Annotated in this window: 15 protein-coding genes; 12 read left to right on the top strand and 3 right to left on the bottom strand. The window is 60.2% G+C overall.

What is annotated here, in order from left to right; all coding sequences use genetic code 11:
- Positions 1 to 1,341, bottom strand: coding sequence for a glucose-6-phosphate isomerase (locus tag KFE19_14000; GenBank protein ID QUO37475.1), 1,341 nt, complete (start codon positions 1,339 to 1,341; stop codon positions 1 to 3).
- A gap of 238 nt (positions 1,342 to 1,579) precedes the next feature.
- Positions 1,580 to 2,740 (bottom strand): mannitol-1-phosphate 5-dehydrogenase, encoded by a 1,161-nt coding sequence (locus tag KFE19_13995; protein ID QUO37474.1) that lies wholly within the window; start codon positions 2,738 to 2,740, stop codon positions 1,580 to 1,582.
- 259 nt (positions 2,741 to 2,999) lie between these two features.
- Between KFE19_13995 and KFE19_13990 the strand changes: the two genes are divergently transcribed.
- From KFE19_13990 to guaA, 7 genes are all read left to right on the top strand, one after another.
- Positions 3,000 to 3,737, top strand: a complete 738-nt coding sequence (locus KFE19_13990) for a DeoR/GlpR transcriptional regulator (protein QUO37473.1) — start codon at positions 3,000 to 3,002, stop codon at positions 3,735 to 3,737.
- A gap of 117 nt (positions 3,738 to 3,854) precedes the next feature.
- Complete coding sequence (locus tag KFE19_13985; GenBank protein QUO37472.1) at positions 3,855 to 4,121, top strand: HPr family phosphocarrier protein; 267 nt, start codon at positions 3,855 to 3,857, stop codon at positions 4,119 to 4,121.
- Between the two features lie 44 nt (positions 4,122 to 4,165).
- Positions 4,166 to 5,884 (top strand): phosphoenolpyruvate--protein phosphotransferase, encoded by a 1,719-nt coding sequence (gene ptsP, locus KFE19_13980; GenBank protein QUO37471.1) that lies wholly within the window; start codon positions 4,166 to 4,168, stop codon positions 5,882 to 5,884.
- 71 nt (positions 5,885 to 5,955) lie between these two features.
- On the top strand, positions 5,956 to 7,836 hold the full coding sequence (locus KFE19_13975; protein QUO37470.1) for a PTS mannitol transporter subunit IICBA: 1,881 nt from the start codon (positions 5,956 to 5,958) through the stop codon (positions 7,834 to 7,836).
- A gap of 328 nt (positions 7,837 to 8,164) precedes the next feature.
- Entirely contained in the window at positions 8,165 to 9,511 is a 1,347-nt protein-coding gene (gdhA, locus tag KFE19_13970) for an NADP-specific glutamate dehydrogenase (GenBank protein QUO37469.1), read from the top strand.
- A gap of 12 nt (positions 9,512 to 9,523) precedes the next feature.
- Complete coding sequence (gdhA, locus tag KFE19_13965) at positions 9,524 to 10,870, top strand: NADP-specific glutamate dehydrogenase (protein ID QUO37468.1); 1,347 nt, start codon at positions 9,524 to 9,526, stop codon at positions 10,868 to 10,870.
- Between the two features lie 172 nt (positions 10,871 to 11,042).
- Positions 11,043 to 12,023: a glutamine-hydrolyzing GMP synthase gene (gene guaA / locus KFE19_13960; GenBank protein QUO37467.1), complete on the top strand. Its 981-nt coding sequence runs from the start codon at positions 11,043 to 11,045 to the stop codon at positions 12,021 to 12,023.
- A 206-nt stretch (positions 12,024 to 12,229) separates the two neighbouring features.
- Here the strand turns inward: guaA and KFE19_13955 are convergent, their stop codons facing one another.
- Entirely contained in the window at positions 12,230 to 12,763 is a 534-nt protein-coding gene (locus KFE19_13955) for a helix-turn-helix transcriptional regulator (protein QUO37466.1), read from the bottom strand.
- 421 nt (positions 12,764 to 13,184) lie between these two features.
- Between KFE19_13955 and KFE19_13950 the strand changes: the two genes are divergently transcribed.
- Genes KFE19_13950 through KFE19_13930 form a run of 5 tightly spaced genes read left to right on the top strand, consistent with a single transcriptional unit; the run spans position 13,185 to position 16,307 of the window.
- Positions 13,185 to 13,388 (top strand): DNA-binding protein, encoded by a 204-nt coding sequence (locus KFE19_13950; protein ID QUO37465.1) that lies wholly within the window; start codon positions 13,185 to 13,187, stop codon positions 13,386 to 13,388.
- 2 nt (positions 13,389 to 13,390) lie between these two features.
- Positions 13,391 to 14,473, top strand: coding sequence for a site-specific integrase (locus tag KFE19_13945; GenBank protein QUO37464.1), 1,083 nt, complete (start codon positions 13,391 to 13,393; stop codon positions 14,471 to 14,473).
- Between the two features lie 4 nt (positions 14,474 to 14,477).
- Positions 14,478 to 14,813, top strand: coding sequence for a hypothetical protein (locus KFE19_13940; GenBank protein QUO37463.1), 336 nt, complete (start codon positions 14,478 to 14,480; stop codon positions 14,811 to 14,813).
- Entirely contained in the window at positions 14,803 to 16,077 is a 1,275-nt protein-coding gene (locus KFE19_13935) for an AAA family ATPase (protein ID QUO37462.1), read from the top strand. Before KFE19_13940 ends, KFE19_13935 begins: the two co-directional genes overlap by 11 nt.
- A complete protein-coding gene (locus KFE19_13930; protein QUO37461.1) occupies positions 16,074 to 16,307 on the top strand; it encodes a complexin-2 in 234 nt (77 codons plus the stop codon). Before KFE19_13935 ends, KFE19_13930 begins: the two co-directional genes overlap by 4 nt.
- Positions 16,308 to 16,453 lie beyond the last annotated feature (146 nt).

Here is a 16,453-nt window from a genome sequence, read left to right as displayed (position 1 = left end):
TTACGCCTTGGCCAGCTTGCTCTCCAGCTCCGCCCGGCGGTCCTCGTAGCCCGGCTTACCCAGCAGGGCGAACATATTCTTCTTATAGGCCTCCACACCGGGCTGGTCGAAGGGGTTCACGTCCAGCAGGTAGCCGGAGAGGCCGCAGGCGTACTCAAAGAAATAGATCAGCTGGCCCAGATCCCGGGCGGACTTGCCGGCGGTCTCCACGATCATGTTGGGCACGCCGCCCTCGGTGTGGGCCAGGAGGGTACCGTCCATGGCCCGCTCCCGGATGAAGTCCATGGACTTGCCGGCCAGGAAGTTCAGACCGTCGCCGTTGCTCTCCTCGAAGGGCACCTCCAGCAGGGCGTCGGACGCGCCCAGGCGGACCATGGTCTCAAAGAGGATGCGGCGGCCGTCCTGGATGTACTGGCCCATGGAGTGGAGGTCAGCTGTGAACTCCACGCTGGCGGGGAACAGGCCCTTGTGGTCCTTGCCCTCGCTCTCGCCGTAGAGCTGCTTCCACCACTCGGTCATGAAGCGGAAGGCGGGGTCGTAGCAGCCCAAAATCTCCACCGGATAGCCGGCCTCGTACAGAGCGTAACGGGTGGCGGCGTACAGCCAGGCCGGGCAGTCCAGAGAGTCGGCGCTGTCGCAGGCCTTCATCATGTCGGCGGCGCCGCCCATGAGCTCGTCGATGTCGATGCCGGTGACGGCGATGGGCAGCAGTCCCACGGCGGTCAGGACGCTGTACCGTCCGCCCACATTGTCAGGCACCACGAAGGTCTCCCACCCCTCGGCGTCGGCCAGGGACTTCAGGGCGCCCCGGGCTTTGTCGGTGGTGGCGAAGATCCGCTCCCGGGCGCCCTCGCGGCCGTACTTGTCCTCCAGCAGCTTGCGGAAGAACCGGAAGGCCACGGCGGGCTCCGTGGTGGTGCCGGATTTGGAGATGACGTTGACGGAGAAGTCGTCGTCCCCCAGCAGCTCGATGACCTCCTGCATGGAGTCGGCGCTGAGGCCGTTGCCCAGGAAGTAGATGTTGGGGGTGTCCTTCTTCTTCAGGTTGTAGTTGGGAGAGCGCAGGCACTCCACCACGCCCCGGGCGCCCAGATAGGACCCGCCGATGCCGATGACCACCAGGGCCTTGGAGTTGCTCTGGATCTTGGCGGCAGCGGCCTTAATGCGGGCGAACTCCTCCTTGTCGTAGTCCCGGGGCAAATGGACCCAGCCGATGAAATCATTGCCCTTGCCGGTGCCCTGCTGCAGCTTCTGCTGGGCGTCATTCAGACGGGGCAGCAGTTTCTGGGCATAATCAGCAGGCAGAAAGTTCTCCATTTGAAAGGTTTTTACAGTCAGCATGTACGTTTCCTCCCTAAAATATGGTTCAACCGCCTCCGGTCATGCCGGAGGTCCCGGACCGTTCCATCTTTGTTCCATCATAGCACGCCGGCGGTTTTACCGTCAACACAGGATGAACGGAGCGCAGGAAAAAAGTTCCTGTTTTAAGAAAAACGGCTCTTCCTCTGTCGGAACGACAAAAAAGGCTCCGCCGCGCGGCGGAGCCTTTTTTCTTGATTCGTTGTATCGGACGCCCATATCACGCCTTGGCGGCCACGGCCAGGGCCCGGTACACGTCCAGGATGCGGGTGAAGAGGGGGTGATCCGGCTGGATGCCGGTGTAGGCCGTCAGAGCCGCCTCCACGCCCTCCTCCCGGATCTTCTTCTGCACCTCCACGCTCTGGGCATCGTCGGCGCAGTCATAGCGCAGGGCCGCGGCGGCGCCGAAAATCAGGTGATCCACCGGCAGGCCATAGGAGTAGGCGGTCATCAGGGGCTTGATGAGCCGGTCGGCGGGATCCAGCTTGCGGATGGGCTCCCGGCCCACCCGGATGGTCTCGTCCTCCAGATAGGGGTTCTGATAGCGGCGGAAGATCCGGTCGATATAGGCATGGTGGGCATCGGCGTCGAAGTGGAACTCCCGGATCAATCCCTCGCCGCTCTCCCAGATGGCCTTGTAGACGATGTCGCCGATGGCGGGGTCGTTGATGCTGTCGCGAATGGTGGTGTAGCCCTTGAGGCTGCCGAGGTACGCGCAGATGGCGTGGCCGCTGTTGAGGGTGAAGAGCTTGCGCTCCAGGTAGGCCAGCAGATCGTCCACATAGGTCAGGCCCGGGACATCCGCCAGCTCGCCCTTCCAGGCAGAGCGCTCCACGTCCCACTCGGAGTAGCTCTCCACGGCGGCGTCGATGGGGCTTTCAAAGGAGGGCTTGGGGCAAATGCGGTCCACGGCGCAGTCGGCAAAGCCCACGTACTGTTCGATGAAGTCCAGATCCTCCTGGCCCAGATGGGTGACCACCTCGTTCTTCAGCCGGGTGGTGGTCCGCAGGCCGTTCTCGCAGCAGATGATGTTCATGGGGCTGGTATTGCCGGCAGCTCTACGGGCCTGGAGGCCGGCGGCGATGGTCTTGGCGATGATAGGCAGCACCCGGGGGCCCACGGCGGTGGTGATCAGGTCGCACTGAGCGATGCGGTCCAGAAACTCCGGGCTGTTGGAGAGGACGCCGTCAATGTTCCGAATGACGATCTCCGCGCATTCCCGGTCCTGCACATGGACGGTGTAGCACTTCTTGGTATTGATCTCCGAAATGATGGACTCCACCACGTCGGCGAAGGTCACGTGCCAGCCGGCCTGCTCCAGCAGCGCGCCCATGAAGCCCCGTCCGATGTTGCCCGCGCCGATTTGAATTGCCTGTTTCATCTGAAAGCACTCCATTCTCAAATAAAGTATTTTGATTGTGCCGCGCACAAATGGTTCACCAGGAAAAATCTGCCCGCTCAGAGGAAAAAATCAGGTCTCAATCGTATTTTACTGGCTAGTTTCGTGATTATTCACAAAAACAAGCCACACTTTTTATATGCTTAATTTGATTGAAAATGATTGATTTTGACTGATTTTTATGATACCTTAAAATCCAGAAGATGTCAATGGATTTTCGTCATAAAGGAGGGTAAAATTCATGCTGGCGGAACAGCGGGCCGATATCATTCTGCATGAGCTGTCTGCGCTGCGGACGGTCAGTGTCTCCTACCTGTGTCAACTGACCGGCGCGTCGGAGGCCACCATCCGCCGGGATCTCAACACTCTGGCCAATTTGGGTAAGCTCAGCAAGGTCCGGGGCGGCGCCACTCTGGCCGAGACCGAGGAGGTCTTTGGGAAAATGCCGGAGTCCAGCCGTCTGCATCTGGCGGAAAAGGACCGGATCGCCCGGTACGCCGCCAGTCTCATCACCAACGACGATGTCGTCTATCTGGACGCAGGCAGCACGGTGATGCAGATGGTGGAATACCTTCAAAACTCCAGGGCGCTGTTCATGACCAACAGCATCGAGGCAGCCTGCCGGCTCACCTGGTACAATCTCCAGACCCGGGTCCTGGGCGGCACCTTGAACCCCGGCGCCGTGAACCTGGTGGGAGCCGAGGCCCTGGCCTCCCTGGGGCGCTACAACTTTACCAAGGGCTTTCTGGGTATCGACGGCATCACCGTCAAGCAGGGTTATACCGCCGCCGACCCGGAGGTGGCCGCAGTCAAGACCCTGGCGGCCTCCCGGTCCCAGCAGGTCTATGTGCTGGCGGACTCCAGCAAGTTCGGCCAGGTGGCGGCGGTGGCCGTGGCGCCGCTGAACACCGCCCGCATCGTTACCAACCATCTCAGCGACCCGGCCTTCCGGGACTATACGGCGGTCATTGAGGTCTGACCGCCTCTTTCCCGCGCCTGCGCCGGGGTATCCGCAAACGGATCGTGATCCCAGGCGCGGCATTGCCGCGCCAATCAATAAACATCCAAAAACAAGGAAAAGAGAGGAAGTATCATCATGGTATCTGCAAAGGTGAAGGTCATCAATCCCCAGGGCATGCACATGCGTCCCGCTCAGGTGTTCGTGGCAGAGATGGCCAAGTACAACAGCGACGTGACCATCGTGTTCGGCGGTAAGAACGTCAACGCCAAGAGCATCATGCACCTGATGGCCGCCTGCATCAAGCAGGGCAGCGAGCTGGAGATCCGCTGCGAGGGCGAGCAGGAGGCCGAAGCCCTGAAGGCCGCCGTGGCCCTGGTGGAAGCGGGCCTGGGCGATCTGTAAGCTGTCTTGGCACGGACAATCATTGTAATAAGGAGGGACGCAAGATGATCCTGCGGGGAATCGCCGCCTCGGACGGTATCGGCCTTGGCCGGGCGGTGTGTGTACGGGAAGAAAATCTGGACTACTCGGACGTGGCATACTCCGGCAAGGAATCGGAAAAGGCCCGCCTCCAGGCGGCCATCGAGGAATTTGAGCAGCGCACCTCCGCCATGGCGGAGCATATCCGTCAGCAGGTGGGAGACAAGGAATCCGAGATCCTCACCGGGCAGATCGCCATGCTGGCGGATCCCTTCATGCGTTCCCAGATGCAGGACGCCATTGACGGCGGCTCCTGCGCCGAGGCGGCGGTGGACAACGTGTGCACCATGTACGCCGACATGTTCGCCGCTGTGGAGGACGAGATGATGCGCCAGCGGGCCACGGACGTCAAGGACATCCGCAGCCGCCTGCTGGGCATCCTGCTGGGAGCTGCCAGCGTGGATCTTTCCAACCTGCCCGCCGGCACCGTACTGGTGACCCGGGAGCTGACCCCCTCCATGACCGTGGGGCTTCAGAAGGAGAATGTTGCGGCCATCATCACCGCCACCGGCGGCAAAACCAGCCACTCCGCCATTTTGGCCCGGGCGCTCCAGGTGCCCGCGGTCCTCAGCGTGACCAAGGTGCTGGAGGTGGTCCAGGATGGGGACGGCCTCATTGTGGACGGCGGCGAGGGCATCGCCATCCTCAACCCCGATGAGCGCACCCGCAGCGAATATCTGACCCGGCAGAAGGACTATCAGGCCCGGATCGCCTCTTTGAAGGTCTATCAGAACCGCCCCACTGTGGACGCCGACGGCAAGCGCTACCAGCTCTTTGCCAACATCGGCTCCGCCGCCGAGGCGGAGGTGGCCGCGCAGTCCGGCGCCGAGGGCATCGGCCTGTTCCGGACGGAGTTTTTGTTCATGGACCGCACCAGCCTCCCCGACGAGATGGTGCAGTATGAGGCCTACCGGGCCGTGTCCCAGACCATGGCCGGGAAAGAGGTCATCATCCGCACCCTGGACGTGGGCGGCGACAAGGCCATCGAGTACCTGGGCATGGAAAAAGAGGAGAACCCCTTCCTGGGCCACCGGGCCATCCGCTACTGCCTGGACCGGCCGGACCTGTACAAGGTCCAGCTGCGGGCGCTGCTGCGGGCTGGCGCCGAGGAGCACAACATCAAGATCATGCTGCCTCTGGTCACCTCCGTGGACGAGGTCCGCGCCGCGCGGGAGCTGCTGGAGCAGTGCAAGCAGGAGCTGTCCGAGGCCGGGCTGCCCTATGACAAGGACATCGCCCTGGGCGTCATGATCGAGACCCCAGCCGCCGCCCTGACCGCGGACCTGCTGGCCCGGGAAAGCGATTTCTTCTCCATCGGCACCAACGACCTGACCCAGTACACCATGGCCGTGGACCGGGGCAACGCCCAGGTGGCATCTTTGTACACTCCCTTCCAGCCGGCGGTGCTGCGGTCCATCCGCAGCGTCATCACCGCCGCCAAGGAGGCGGGCATCCCCGTGGGCATGTGCGGCGAGGCCGCCGCGGACCCGGGACTCATCCCCCTGCTGATGGCCTGGGGGCTGGATGAGTTCTCCGTCAGCACCTCCTCCGTGCTGGCCACCCGGGCCAGCATCCACCGCTGGCGGGAGGACGAGGTCAAACGCATCGCCCAGGAGGCCCTGGGCCTGTCCACCGCCTCCGGCGTGGAGGGTTACTTAAAGAAGATCTCCGCTCCGGAGAAATGACCCCGGAGCGCTGTCCTGCGCGAATCCCATTTTATAAAATCTGTGTGTGAAATGAGAAAGGAGACTCCGCCATGAAAGAACGAGTACAAAAGTTTGGGCGGTTCCTCAGCGGCATGGTCATGCCCAACATCGGCGCCTTCATCGCCTGGGGCTTCATCGCCGCTCTGTTTATCGCCGACGGCTGGTTCCCCAACGAGGCCATCGCCACCATGGTCAGCCCCATGCTCAACTACCTGCTGCCTCTGCTGATCGGTTACACCGGCGGTAAGATGGTGGGCGGCCAGCGGGGCGCCGTGGCCGGTGCCATCGCCACCCTGGGCGTCATCGTGGGCGCCGACATCACCATGTTCATCGGCGCCATGATCGCCGGTCCTCTGGGCGGATTGCTGATCAAGTGGTTCGACAAGGCCATGGAAAACCACATCCCCGCCGGCTTTGAAATGCTCATCAACAACTTCTCCGTCGGCATCCTGGGCGGCGCCCTGTCCATCGTGTGCATGTTCCTGATCGGCCCCGCCTGCACCTTCCTGACCAACGCCCTGGGCGCCGGTGTGGAGGCCCTGGTGGACCACGGCCTGCTGCCCCTGACCGCCATCCTGGTGGAGCCCGCCAAGGTCCTGTTCCTGAACAACGCCATCAACCACGGTGTGTTCACCCCCATCGGCACGGAGCAGGCCATGGAGGCCGGCAAGTCCATCCTGTTCATGATCGAGTCCAACCCCGGCCCCGGCCTGGGCCTGCTGCTGGCCTACTGCGTGGCCGGTAAGGGCAACGCCCGCTCCTCCGCCGCCGGCGCCGCCCTGATCCAGTTCGTGGGCGGCATCCACGAGATCTACTTCCCCTACGTCCTCATGAACCCCATCCTGATCATCGCCCCCATGGTGGGCAACATCTGCGGCATCCTGACCCTGTCCGTCCTGGGCGGCGGTCTGAAGGCAGCTGCCTCCCCCGGCAGCATCATCGCCGAGATGCTGATGACGCCCAAGGGCTCCTACTTCGCCAACATCGCCGGCATCACCGTGGCCGCCGTGGTCAGCTTTGTACTGGCGGTGATCCTGCTGAAGATGTTCGGCAAGGACGGCGACCTGGAGGCCGCTCAGCAGCAGGTGGCTGCCAGCAAGGCCGCCTCCAAGGGCCAGGCCATCCCCGCCGCCGGCGGCACCAAGGTCTCCGCCTCCGACGTGCGGAAGATCGTCTTTGCCTGCGACGCCGGCATGGGCTCCTCCGCCATGGGCGCCACCATGCTGCGCAATAAGCTGAAGGATGCCGGCGTCACCGGCATCGAGGTCATCCACTCCCCCGTCTCCGAGATCCCCGGGGACTGCCAGATCGTCGTGACCCACCACGAGCTGGCCGCCCGGGCCGCCTCCAGCAACCCCAGCGCTGAGATCATTCCCATCCAGAACTTCATGGGCGCACCGGAGTATGACACCCTGGTGGCCCGCCTGGCCGCCGGCGCCGAGGCCCCCAAGGCCGCACCCGCCGCGGAGCCCGCCCCCGCCGCAGAGGCCGCCGAGACCGGCAGCGAGCTGCTGGAGCGGAAGAACATCCTGCTGAACTGCAAGCCCGTCACGCCTGAGGAGGCCATCCGCCGCTGCGGCGAGCTGATGGTGGAGAGCGGCTATGTGGAAGAGGCGTACATCCAGGGCATGCTGGACCGGGAGGCCAGCTTCTCCGTGGCCATCGGCAACCACGTGGCCATCCCCCACGGCACCAATGACGTCAAGCCTCTCATCAAGCGCAGCGGCATGGTGGTCATGACCTATCCCGAGGGCATCTCCTGGAACGGCGACACCGTGAAACTGGTGGTGGGCATCGCCTCCAAGGGCGACGAGCACCTGGAGATCCTGGGCCGCATCGTGGCCATCGCCGCCAGTGACGCCGACACCGACGCCCTGGTAGCCGGTGCCGACGCCGAGGACCTGTTCAAGAAGCTCAACGGCCTGGAATAACCTTCCTGACGCGGACAGCCGCTGCCGTCCATCCCCCATACACAGTTTTTTCCCGCCCCCCGATAACCGGGGGGCGGGATCTTTTATTCCTCTTTTTGGAAAGCGCTTTCCTTGCCTTCAGAAAGATCCACCTCTGAAATGCTTCCATCGGATATCACAGAATCTCCCCGCTCGGCCGGGCCAAAGTTGCAAAAAATCGCCAAAGATGTGCTGCCAGCAGACAAAAGTCGTTGACGGGAGGACGTTTTTTGTGGTACGATTTTCTCCGTTAAAGCGCTGCGGTGGCAAAGAATTTGCCGCCGGGCAGAATTGTTTGGAGGGAAGAAGCATGAGTATTCAGAACGCGTATCTGAACGACCTGATGGATCGGGTCATTCAGCGGAATCCGGCCGAGCCTGAGTTCCACCAGGCAGTCCGGGAGGTCCTGACCTCCCTGGTCCCCGTGGTGGAAGCCCGCCCCGAGTATATCAAAGAGGGCGTCATGGACTGCCTGGTGGAGCCTGAGCGCATCATCAAGTTCCGTGTGCCCTGGGAGGATGATCAGGGCAACGTCCACGTCAACCGCGGCTTCCGCGTCCAGTTCAACAGCGCCATCGGCCCTTACAAGGGCGGTCTGCGGTTCCATCCCTCCGTCTACGAGGGCATCATCAAGTTCCTGGGCTTTGAGCAGATCTTCAAGAACTCCCTGACCGGCCTGCCCATCGGCGGCGGCAAGGGCGGCAGTGACTTCGACCCCAAGGGCAAGTCCGACGCCGAGGTCATGCGCTTTTGCCAGAGCTTCATGACGGAGCTGTTCAAGTACATCGGCCCCGACACCGACGTGCCCGCCGGCGACATCGGCGTGGGCGCCCGGGAGATCGGCTACCTCTTCGGCCAGTACAAGCGCCTGCGCAACGAGTTCACCGGCGTCCTCACCGGCAAAGGACTCAGCTACGGCGGGAGCCTGGCCCGCACCGAGGCCACCGGCTACGGCCTGTGCTACTTCACCGACAATATGCTCAAGGCCGCCGGCCGCAGCTTCGACGGCGCCACCGTGGTAATCTCCGGCTCCGGCAACGTGGCCATCTACGCCTGCGAGAAGGCCACGTCCTTCGGCGCCAAGGTGGTGGCCATGTCCGACTCCAACGGCTACATCTACGACAAGAACGGCATCGACCTGCCCCTGATCAAGCAGCTCAAGGAAGTGGAGCGCAAGCGCATCCGGGAGTATGTCAACACCCACCCCGAGGCCGAGTACCACGAGGGCTGCTCCGGCATCTGGCAGATCCCCTGCGACATCGCCCTGCCCTGCGCCACTCAGAACGAGCTGAACCTGGACTCCGCCAAGGCCCTCATCAAGAACGGCTGCTTTGCCGTGGCCGAGGGCGCCAACATGCCCAGCACCCCCGAGGCCGTGGAGGCCATCCAGGCCGCGGGCCTGCTCTTCGCCCCCGCCAAGGCGGCCAACGCCGGCGGCGTGGCCACCTCCGCCCTGGAGATGAGCCAGAACTCCATGCGCTTCTACTGGACCTTCGAGGAGGTGGATGAGCACCTCAAGGAGATCATGACCAACCTCTACCACAACGCCTCCAACGCCGCCGCCCAGTACGGCAGACCCGGCGACCTGGTGGCCGGCGCCAACATCGCCGGTTTCCTGAAGGTGGCCGACTCCATGCTGGCCTACGGCCTGGTGTGAGGAGGGACCGGTATGAGCGACTATGTTTCCAGCGTGTCCGCTGCCCTGCGGCAGCGGTACGCCGATCAGCCGGAGTATCTCCAGTCCGTCCTGACGTGGCTGGAGATGATTACCCCGGCCCTGCAGGACAGCGACGTCTATGAGCGGCTGGACCTGCTGACCCGCATGGTGGAGCCGGACCGGATGCTGTCCTTCACCGTGCCCTGGGTGGACGACAAGGGCTTTGCCCATACCTGCCACGGCTACCGTGTCCAGTTCAACAGCGCCATCGGCCCATACAAGGGCGGTCTGCGGTTCCACCCCTCCGTGAACCCCTCCGTCGTAAAGTTCCTGGGCTTTGAGCAGACCTACAAGAACGCCCTGACCGGCCTGCCCATCGGCGGCGCCGCCGGCGGCGCGGACTTCGATCCCCGGGGCAAGAGCAACCGGGAGATCATGCGCTTCTGCCAGAGCTTCATGACCGCCCTGTACCGCCACATCGGCGCCGACACCGACATCCCCGCCGGCGACATCGGCGTGGGCGCCCGGGAGATCGGCTACCTCTTCGGCGAGTACAAGCGCCTGACCGGCCGGTCCGAGAGCAGCGCCCTGACCGGCAAGGGCCTCACCTACGGCGGCAGCAAGATCCGCCAGGAGGCCGCAGGCTTCGGCACCGTGTACTTCACCGCCCGGATGCTGGAGCACCAGGGCGAGACCATGGAGGGCAAGCGCCTGGCGGTCTCGGGCTTTGGCAATATGTCCTGGGGCGTGTGCCGCAAGAGCGCGGAGCTGGGCGGCAAGGTGGTCACCCTCTCCGGTCCCGACGGCTACGTCTACGATCCCGACGGCGTCACCACTCAGGAGAAGTTCGACTTCATGCTCCAGATGCGCGCCAGCGGCGCGGATAAGGTGGAGGCCTACGCCGACCGCTTCGGCGTGGAGTTCTACGCCGGCAAGAAGCCCTGGGAAGTTCCCGTGGACATCGTGATCCCCTGCGCCACCCAGAACGAGCTGGACGTGGAGGACGCGGTCCGCATCGTGGCCAACAACGTCCGCTACTACGTGGAGGGCTCCAACATGCCCGCCACCTCCGACGCCCTGAACCTGCTGCGCCTCAGCCCCCGGGTCCTGACCGCCGGCTCCAAGGCCTCCGGCACCGGCGGCGTGGTGGTCTCCGCCCTGGAAATGGTCCAGAACAGCCTGCGTTACAGCTGGACCCGCCGGGAGGTGGATGAGCGCCTGAAGAAGATCATGGGCGACATCTACGACGCCTCCGCCGCAGCGGCCGAGGAGTACGGCCTGGGTTATGACCTGATCGCCGGCAATGACATCGCCGCCTTCAAGAAAATCTCTCAGGCCATGATCGCCCAGGGTCTGTGAGTCCTCTTCCTGTCTGTGATCCGAAAGGCGTCCCGAAGGTTACTTCGGGACGCCTTTTTTGCGCGGCCGAACGAGGCTCTATTGAAAGAGATACCGCTTTATGGTAGAATAAGGTCGAAACTGGGGCCGGATACCGGCCCAAATATCATGAGATACGCAGGAGGAACAGCCTATGGATTCCAACAAGCGCCCTGAAACCATGGAGCGGATCACCACCCCCGCTCTGGCGGAAGCCTTTATCGCTGAGCAGGTGAAGGCTCTGCGAACCCAAATCGGAGAGAAAAAGGTACTGCTGGCCCTCAGCGGCGGCGTGGACTCCTCTGTGGTGGCCGCACTGCTCATCAAGGCCGTCGGCAAGCAGCTGGTGTGCGTCCATGTGAACCACGGCCTGCTGCGCAAAGGCGAGCCAGAGCAGGTGGTGAAGGTATTCCGGGATGAGATGGACGCCAACCTCATCTACGTGGACGCCGTGGACCGTTTCCTGGATAAGCTGGCCGGCGTGGAGGAGCCGGAGACCAAGCGCAAGGTCATCGGCGCCGAGTTCATCCGGGTGTTCGAGGAGGAGGCCCGGAAGCTGGAGGGCATCGAGTTCCTGGCTCAGGGCACCATCTATCCCGACATTCTGGAGAGCGGCGGCGTCAAGGCCCACCACAACGTGGGCGGCCTGCCGGAGGATCTGAAGTTCGAGCTGGTGGAGCCCCTGAAGCTCCTGTTCAAGGACGAGGTCCGTGTGGTCGGCAAGGCCCTGGGCCTTCCGGACGGCATGGTGTACCGCCAGCCCTTCCCGGGCCCCGGCCTGGGCGTGCGGTGCCTGGGCGCCATCACCCGGGACCGGCTGGAGGCCGTGCGGGAGTCCGACGCCATTTTGCGGGAGGAGTTCGCCAAGAACGGCCTGGAGGGCAAGGTGTGGCAGTACTTCACCGTGGTGCCCGACTTCAAGTCCACCGGTGTCAAGGACGGCAAGCGTAGCTTTGACTGGCCGGTGATCATCCGCGCGGTCAACACCGTGGACGCCATGACCGCCACGGTGGAGGATGTGCCCTTCGCCCTGCTGCAGCACATCACCGCCCGCATCACGGCGGAGGTTAAGGGCGTCAACCGCGTCCTCTACGACCTGACCCCGAAGCCCACCGGGACCATTGAGTGGGAATAAGCAAAAAGTGGATATGAGGGCCCGCAAACCCGCATAAACACTGGGTTTGTGATTTTCAGATTTCCCATTTGATAGCAGATTGATAGCACTCGTCAAATCCATACTTGCTGATTTTCTGGCAGGTAGCAGGTGGTTTGCAGGTGCAGTTTAAAAACTTATCCAAGAGAAAAGGTCTAACCGATTTTTGCAAGTCGGTTAGACCTTTTTTATTTATCCTTTTTGTCCTTGTTCAGTTCCTCTACCAGCATATCGCTGAGGCCCTGAGAAGGGATAACCTTGTGCCAGTGGCCTGTGGTATCGAACTCCGGATAGCGGTAACGCCAGCGGTCGTAGTCCTCTTTACTGATCTCTCCCGACTTCAATTTGGCCGCCTGCTCTCCCCATGCACAAAGCATCTCATGGAGCCTTGCAGCGTCTTTACCCTGGAACACATCCACCCGAAGATGCATCTCTCCGTCGCACTCGCAAATTTTCAGGCCGTAGCGGTCCTCCAGGGTAAAGAGTGTGTGCATAAGACCCACATAGGAGTCGATGTCCGGCACGGACAGAGCATGAGGGGAGACATTCAATATCTGCGCCAAGGCGGCAGTTAGCTCTGCTTTGGGTGTCCGCGATCCGTTCTCATATTGGGCGAGGCGGACATCGGCGGACTTCTCCGGGAAGCCCAGCGCCATACCGAGATATTTCTGCGTCATGCCCCGCAGGGTGCGGAAAAAGTGAATGCGTTCTCCAATCGCCATAACGGCCAACTCCCATCTGGACTCTTGATAGATTTAGCATAGCAGAAATGTTTAGGATAGTCAAGAGAAATCTAAACAAATTTATTTAATATTTTTCTGTAAGCCACTTGACTTTAACCGTTATGCTTAGTATAATGAAGATGATATAAGCAAATGAGTTTAAGTCATAAAAATTTTACAAATTAAATACCCGCCAAACGGCAAAAAAATGTCCGTTGTAAGGTGAGAGGGGGAATTTCAGACGAAGCAAAACTGAATGACCGTCCGACAGATACTTTCTCCAGGGAAGCAGGCGACGATATGAGCGTGCCAAGGAGAAAAGCAAACGGCACAGCGCCGGGAAGGGTTGCCTGTCAGAGTCTGAAGGGTGAAACGGCAAACGAGAAACAATTACGACAAGGAAAGGAAGGTATTTTTGCGTATGGCAGGACAGATTTTTATGCGTGTGGATGAAGTGGCTGAGGAGCTGGGAGTATCTAAACCCTACGCTTATAAACTCATTAAGCGAATGAATGAGGAACTGGCACAGACTGGCTGTATCACGATTGCTGGCCGGATTGACCGGAAATTCTTTCATGAAAAATTCTACGGTACGAGGACTGAGACGAAAAGGAAGGAGGGCTGAATATGGCCGCATTCAAAAATAAAGACAACGGAACATGGTATGTTCAGTTCCGTTACACGGACTGGAGGGGTGAGCGCCAGCAGAAGCTTAAACGCGGTTTTGCAACCAAAAAAGAGGCGTTGGCCTGGGAACGGGAATTCCTGATGGAGAAACAGGCCGATGTAAATATGACCTTTGAGAGCTTTGTTTCTCTATATGAGAAGGACATCAAACCCAAACTGAAGCTCAATACCTGGCTCACCAAAGAAAGCATCATCAAGAAGAAGATTCTGCCCTACTTTGCCAAGCGGAAGCTGTCGGATATCACGGCTAGGGACATTATTGACTGGCAAAATGAAATTCGCAACCTTACCGATTGTCACGGAAAACCTCTATCCAAAACCTATCTGAAAACGGTTCACAACCAGCTAAGTGCAATCTTCAATCATGCAATCCGCTACTACGGTTTGCAAGTCAATCCGGCACAGAGAGCAGGAAATATGGGAGCAGAAGAACGGCGGGAAATGCTGTTTTGGACGCGGGAAGAGTACACCAGGTTCTCTGAGGCGATGATGGATAAGCCCATTTCTTTTTATGCCTTTGAGATGCTTTACTGGTGCGGAATCCGGGAGGGCGAGTTGTTGGCACTGACACCCGCGGACTTTGACTTCGAGAAGCATACCGTTACCATAAACAAATCTTATCAGCGTCTCAACAAGCAGGATGTCATCACCACACCTAAAACACCCAAGAGCAACCGGGTCATCCAGATGCCCCAATTTTTGTGCGATGAGATACAGGACTACCTCAAGCAGCTCTATGGTGTGGAGCCGGACAGCCGCATTTTCCCCATCAGTAAAAACTATCTCCACCGTGAGATGGATCGGGGCTGCAAAGAAACCGGGGTAAAACGCATTCGCATACACGATTTGCGACACAGCCATATTAGCCTGCTGATTGACATGGGATTTACCGCTTTGGCAATCGCAGAACGGGTAGGGCATGAGAGTATCGACATCACTTACCGTTATGCACATCTTTTCCCCACACGTCAGGTAGAAATGGCTGACAAGTTGGATTCGCTGAAAACTGAGAAAGGAGCTTGAAACAATGTCTATGAAAAATCTTGACCGTCACAACCGCTGGCGGAACAAAACGGTGGCCTTCCGAGTCTCCCCGGAGGAGGACGAGCAGCTGGAAATTTTCGTCAAGCTGTCCGGCCTGACGAAACAGGACTACATTACCCGGCGGCTGCTGGAAAAAGACGTGGTAGTCCAGGGCAATCCCAGGGTCTACAAGGCCTTGCGAGATCAGTTTGCCGCCGTGCTGGACGAGCTGCGGCGTATCGAGGCCGGGCAGGACGTAAACGATGGGCTGCTGGACACGATCCAGATGATTGCAACTATTATGAACGGGATGCAGGAGGAAACTGCCTATGGAGATTGACGTGAAAGAAAAGACTGCCCACAACGCATCTGTTGGCGCAGATGCCGGGCAGTCCATTCAAAAAGATTCTGACAACAGTATACCCGCTTCGGAGGCAAAAGGCAACGGGGAAATGGAAAATTTGGAGGAAATGTACCGTAAGATGCAGCGCATGGCCGACCCGCGATACCTGCACACGCTCACCATGACAGAGCTGTTTCAGACCTCCTACAAAAGCCGCCCGCCCATTATTGAAAATTTGCTCCATTCAGGGGCGTACATTCTTGCAGGTGCGCCCAAGATCGGCAAGTCGTTTCTGGTGGCGCAGATCGCCTACCATGTCAGCACCGGGCAGGATTTGTGGGGCTGCAAAGCCCACCAGGGAACTGTCCTCTACCTTGCGTTGGAGGATGACTTCCAGCGCATCCAGAACCGGATGTTTATGATGTATGGCGTGAACGATACCCCGAATCTCCACTTCGCCACCGCTGCCGGAAAAATCGGGAACGGTCTGGACGAGCAGTTGGAGAATTTCATGAGGGAACACCCGGATACCAAACTCATTATCATTGACACCATGCAGAAAATCCGGGAGGTCGGCGGCGAGGCGTACAGCTACGCCAGCGACTACGAGATCGTTGGTAAGCTCAAGCAGTTTGCAGACAAGCACTGTATCTGTGTGCTGACCGTCCACCACACTCGGAAGCAACCCGCCGGGGATGCCTTCGAGATGATCTCCGGCACCACGGGCCTGCTGGGCTGTGCGGACGGCTCACTGCTGATGCAGAAGAAAAAGCGAACCGCGTTGGAGGCCACCATTGATGTGGTGGGCCGCGACCAGCAGGACCAGATTCTCTATCTGAAAAAGGACCCGGAGACGCAAATCTGGAATTTGGAGCGCATGGAAACGGAGCCGCACAAGGAACCGCCGGACCCTGTGTTGGAAGCGGTGGCAAAGCTGGTCTCCGCTGAGTGTCCGGAGTGGACCGGCTCACCCTCGGAGCTGGCCGCGGCGGTTCAGGCGGGCATGGCGGCAAATGCGCTGACCAAGTATCTGAATGTCAAATCCGGCAGGCTGCTGGAGGAGTATCAAGTGGGCTACGAGAATAGGGCACGGCACTCCGGACGGCAGGTGAAACTCACCTATATGCTGATGGAAGCTCCGGATTTTGAAGTGGTCGAGGATGGACGCGACGGTAGCGACGGTTGCAACGGTGAAAATGCTGCCGCCCAAACAACCGTCGCTATCGTCGCAGCCGTCGCGGAAAGGAACGGAAGCGAATGAAAAATGTTCAGATTCCCTATGACCTGTTCGTGGCGCTGGTGGAGTATCACCTCGGCTATGATGACGAATACGAGGATGAAATCCGGCATGGATTGGAGCAGAAGCTGGACGCCCTGGTGCGGCACGAGTTGTATGCAAAATATAAAACTGCGCCCAGCGCGGAAGAACGGGAACAGGCCCGGCAGGCGTACCTGGACCGGCGCGGCGTGTTCCCGGATTTTCGCTGGTAACAGGTGTTTACTTTCATACTAATCCCGCAAATGAAATTAGCACCGAAGTCAATCTTCTCCCTGCTGGCATGGACAGGAGCGTGCCACGCTCCTGTGACTGGCGGACAAGGTGAATTGGCTGGCAGCACACACTCTGCATTCCCCGT

This window comes from Dysosmobacter sp. Marseille-Q4140, assembly GCA_018228705.1.
GTDB lineage: Bacteria > Bacillota > Clostridia > Oscillospirales > Oscillospiraceae > Oscillibacter.
This window is presented reverse-complemented; position numbering and strand designations above follow the sequence as displayed.

What these genes read in the sequence shown, in the direction of transcription:
- KFE19_14000 (QUO37475.1), bottom strand. Translation starts at nt 1,341, where the DNA reads ATGCTGACTGTAAAAACCTTTCAAATGGAGAACTTTCTGCCTGCTGAT.
- KFE19_13995 (QUO37474.1), bottom strand. Translation starts at nt 2,740, where the DNA reads ATGAAACAGGCAATTCAAATCGGCGCGGGCAACATCGGACGGGGCTTC.
- KFE19_13990 (QUO37473.1), top strand. Translation starts at nt 3,000, where the DNA reads ATGCTGGCGGAACAGCGGGCCGATATCATTCTGCATGAGCTGTCTGCG.
- KFE19_13985 (QUO37472.1), top strand. Translation starts at nt 3,855, where the DNA reads ATGGTATCTGCAAAGGTGAAGGTCATCAATCCCCAGGGCATGCACATG.
- ptsP (QUO37471.1), top strand. Translation starts at nt 4,166, where the DNA reads ATGATCCTGCGGGGAATCGCCGCCTCGGACGGTATCGGCCTTGGCCGG.
- KFE19_13975 (QUO37470.1), top strand. Translation starts at nt 5,956, where the DNA reads ATGAAAGAACGAGTACAAAAGTTTGGGCGGTTCCTCAGCGGCATGGTC.
- gdhA (QUO37469.1), top strand. Translation starts at nt 8,165, where the DNA reads ATGAGTATTCAGAACGCGTATCTGAACGACCTGATGGATCGGGTCATT.
- gdhA (QUO37468.1), top strand. Translation starts at nt 9,524, where the DNA reads ATGAGCGACTATGTTTCCAGCGTGTCCGCTGCCCTGCGGCAGCGGTAC.
- guaA (QUO37467.1), top strand. Translation starts at nt 11,043, where the DNA reads ATGGATTCCAACAAGCGCCCTGAAACCATGGAGCGGATCACCACCCCC.
- KFE19_13955 (QUO37466.1), bottom strand. Translation starts at nt 12,763, where the DNA reads ATGGCGATTGGAGAACGCATTCACTTTTTCCGCACCCTGCGGGGCATG.
- KFE19_13950 (QUO37465.1), top strand. Translation starts at nt 13,185, where the DNA reads ATGGCAGGACAGATTTTTATGCGTGTGGATGAAGTGGCTGAGGAGCTG.
- KFE19_13945 (QUO37464.1), top strand. Translation starts at nt 13,391, where the DNA reads ATGGCCGCATTCAAAAATAAAGACAACGGAACATGGTATGTTCAGTTC.
- KFE19_13940 (QUO37463.1), top strand. Translation starts at nt 14,478, where the DNA reads ATGTCTATGAAAAATCTTGACCGTCACAACCGCTGGCGGAACAAAACG.
- KFE19_13935 (QUO37462.1), top strand. Translation starts at nt 14,803, where the DNA reads ATGGAGATTGACGTGAAAGAAAAGACTGCCCACAACGCATCTGTTGGC.
- KFE19_13930 (QUO37461.1), top strand. Translation starts at nt 16,074, where the DNA reads ATGAAAAATGTTCAGATTCCCTATGACCTGTTCGTGGCGCTGGTGGAG.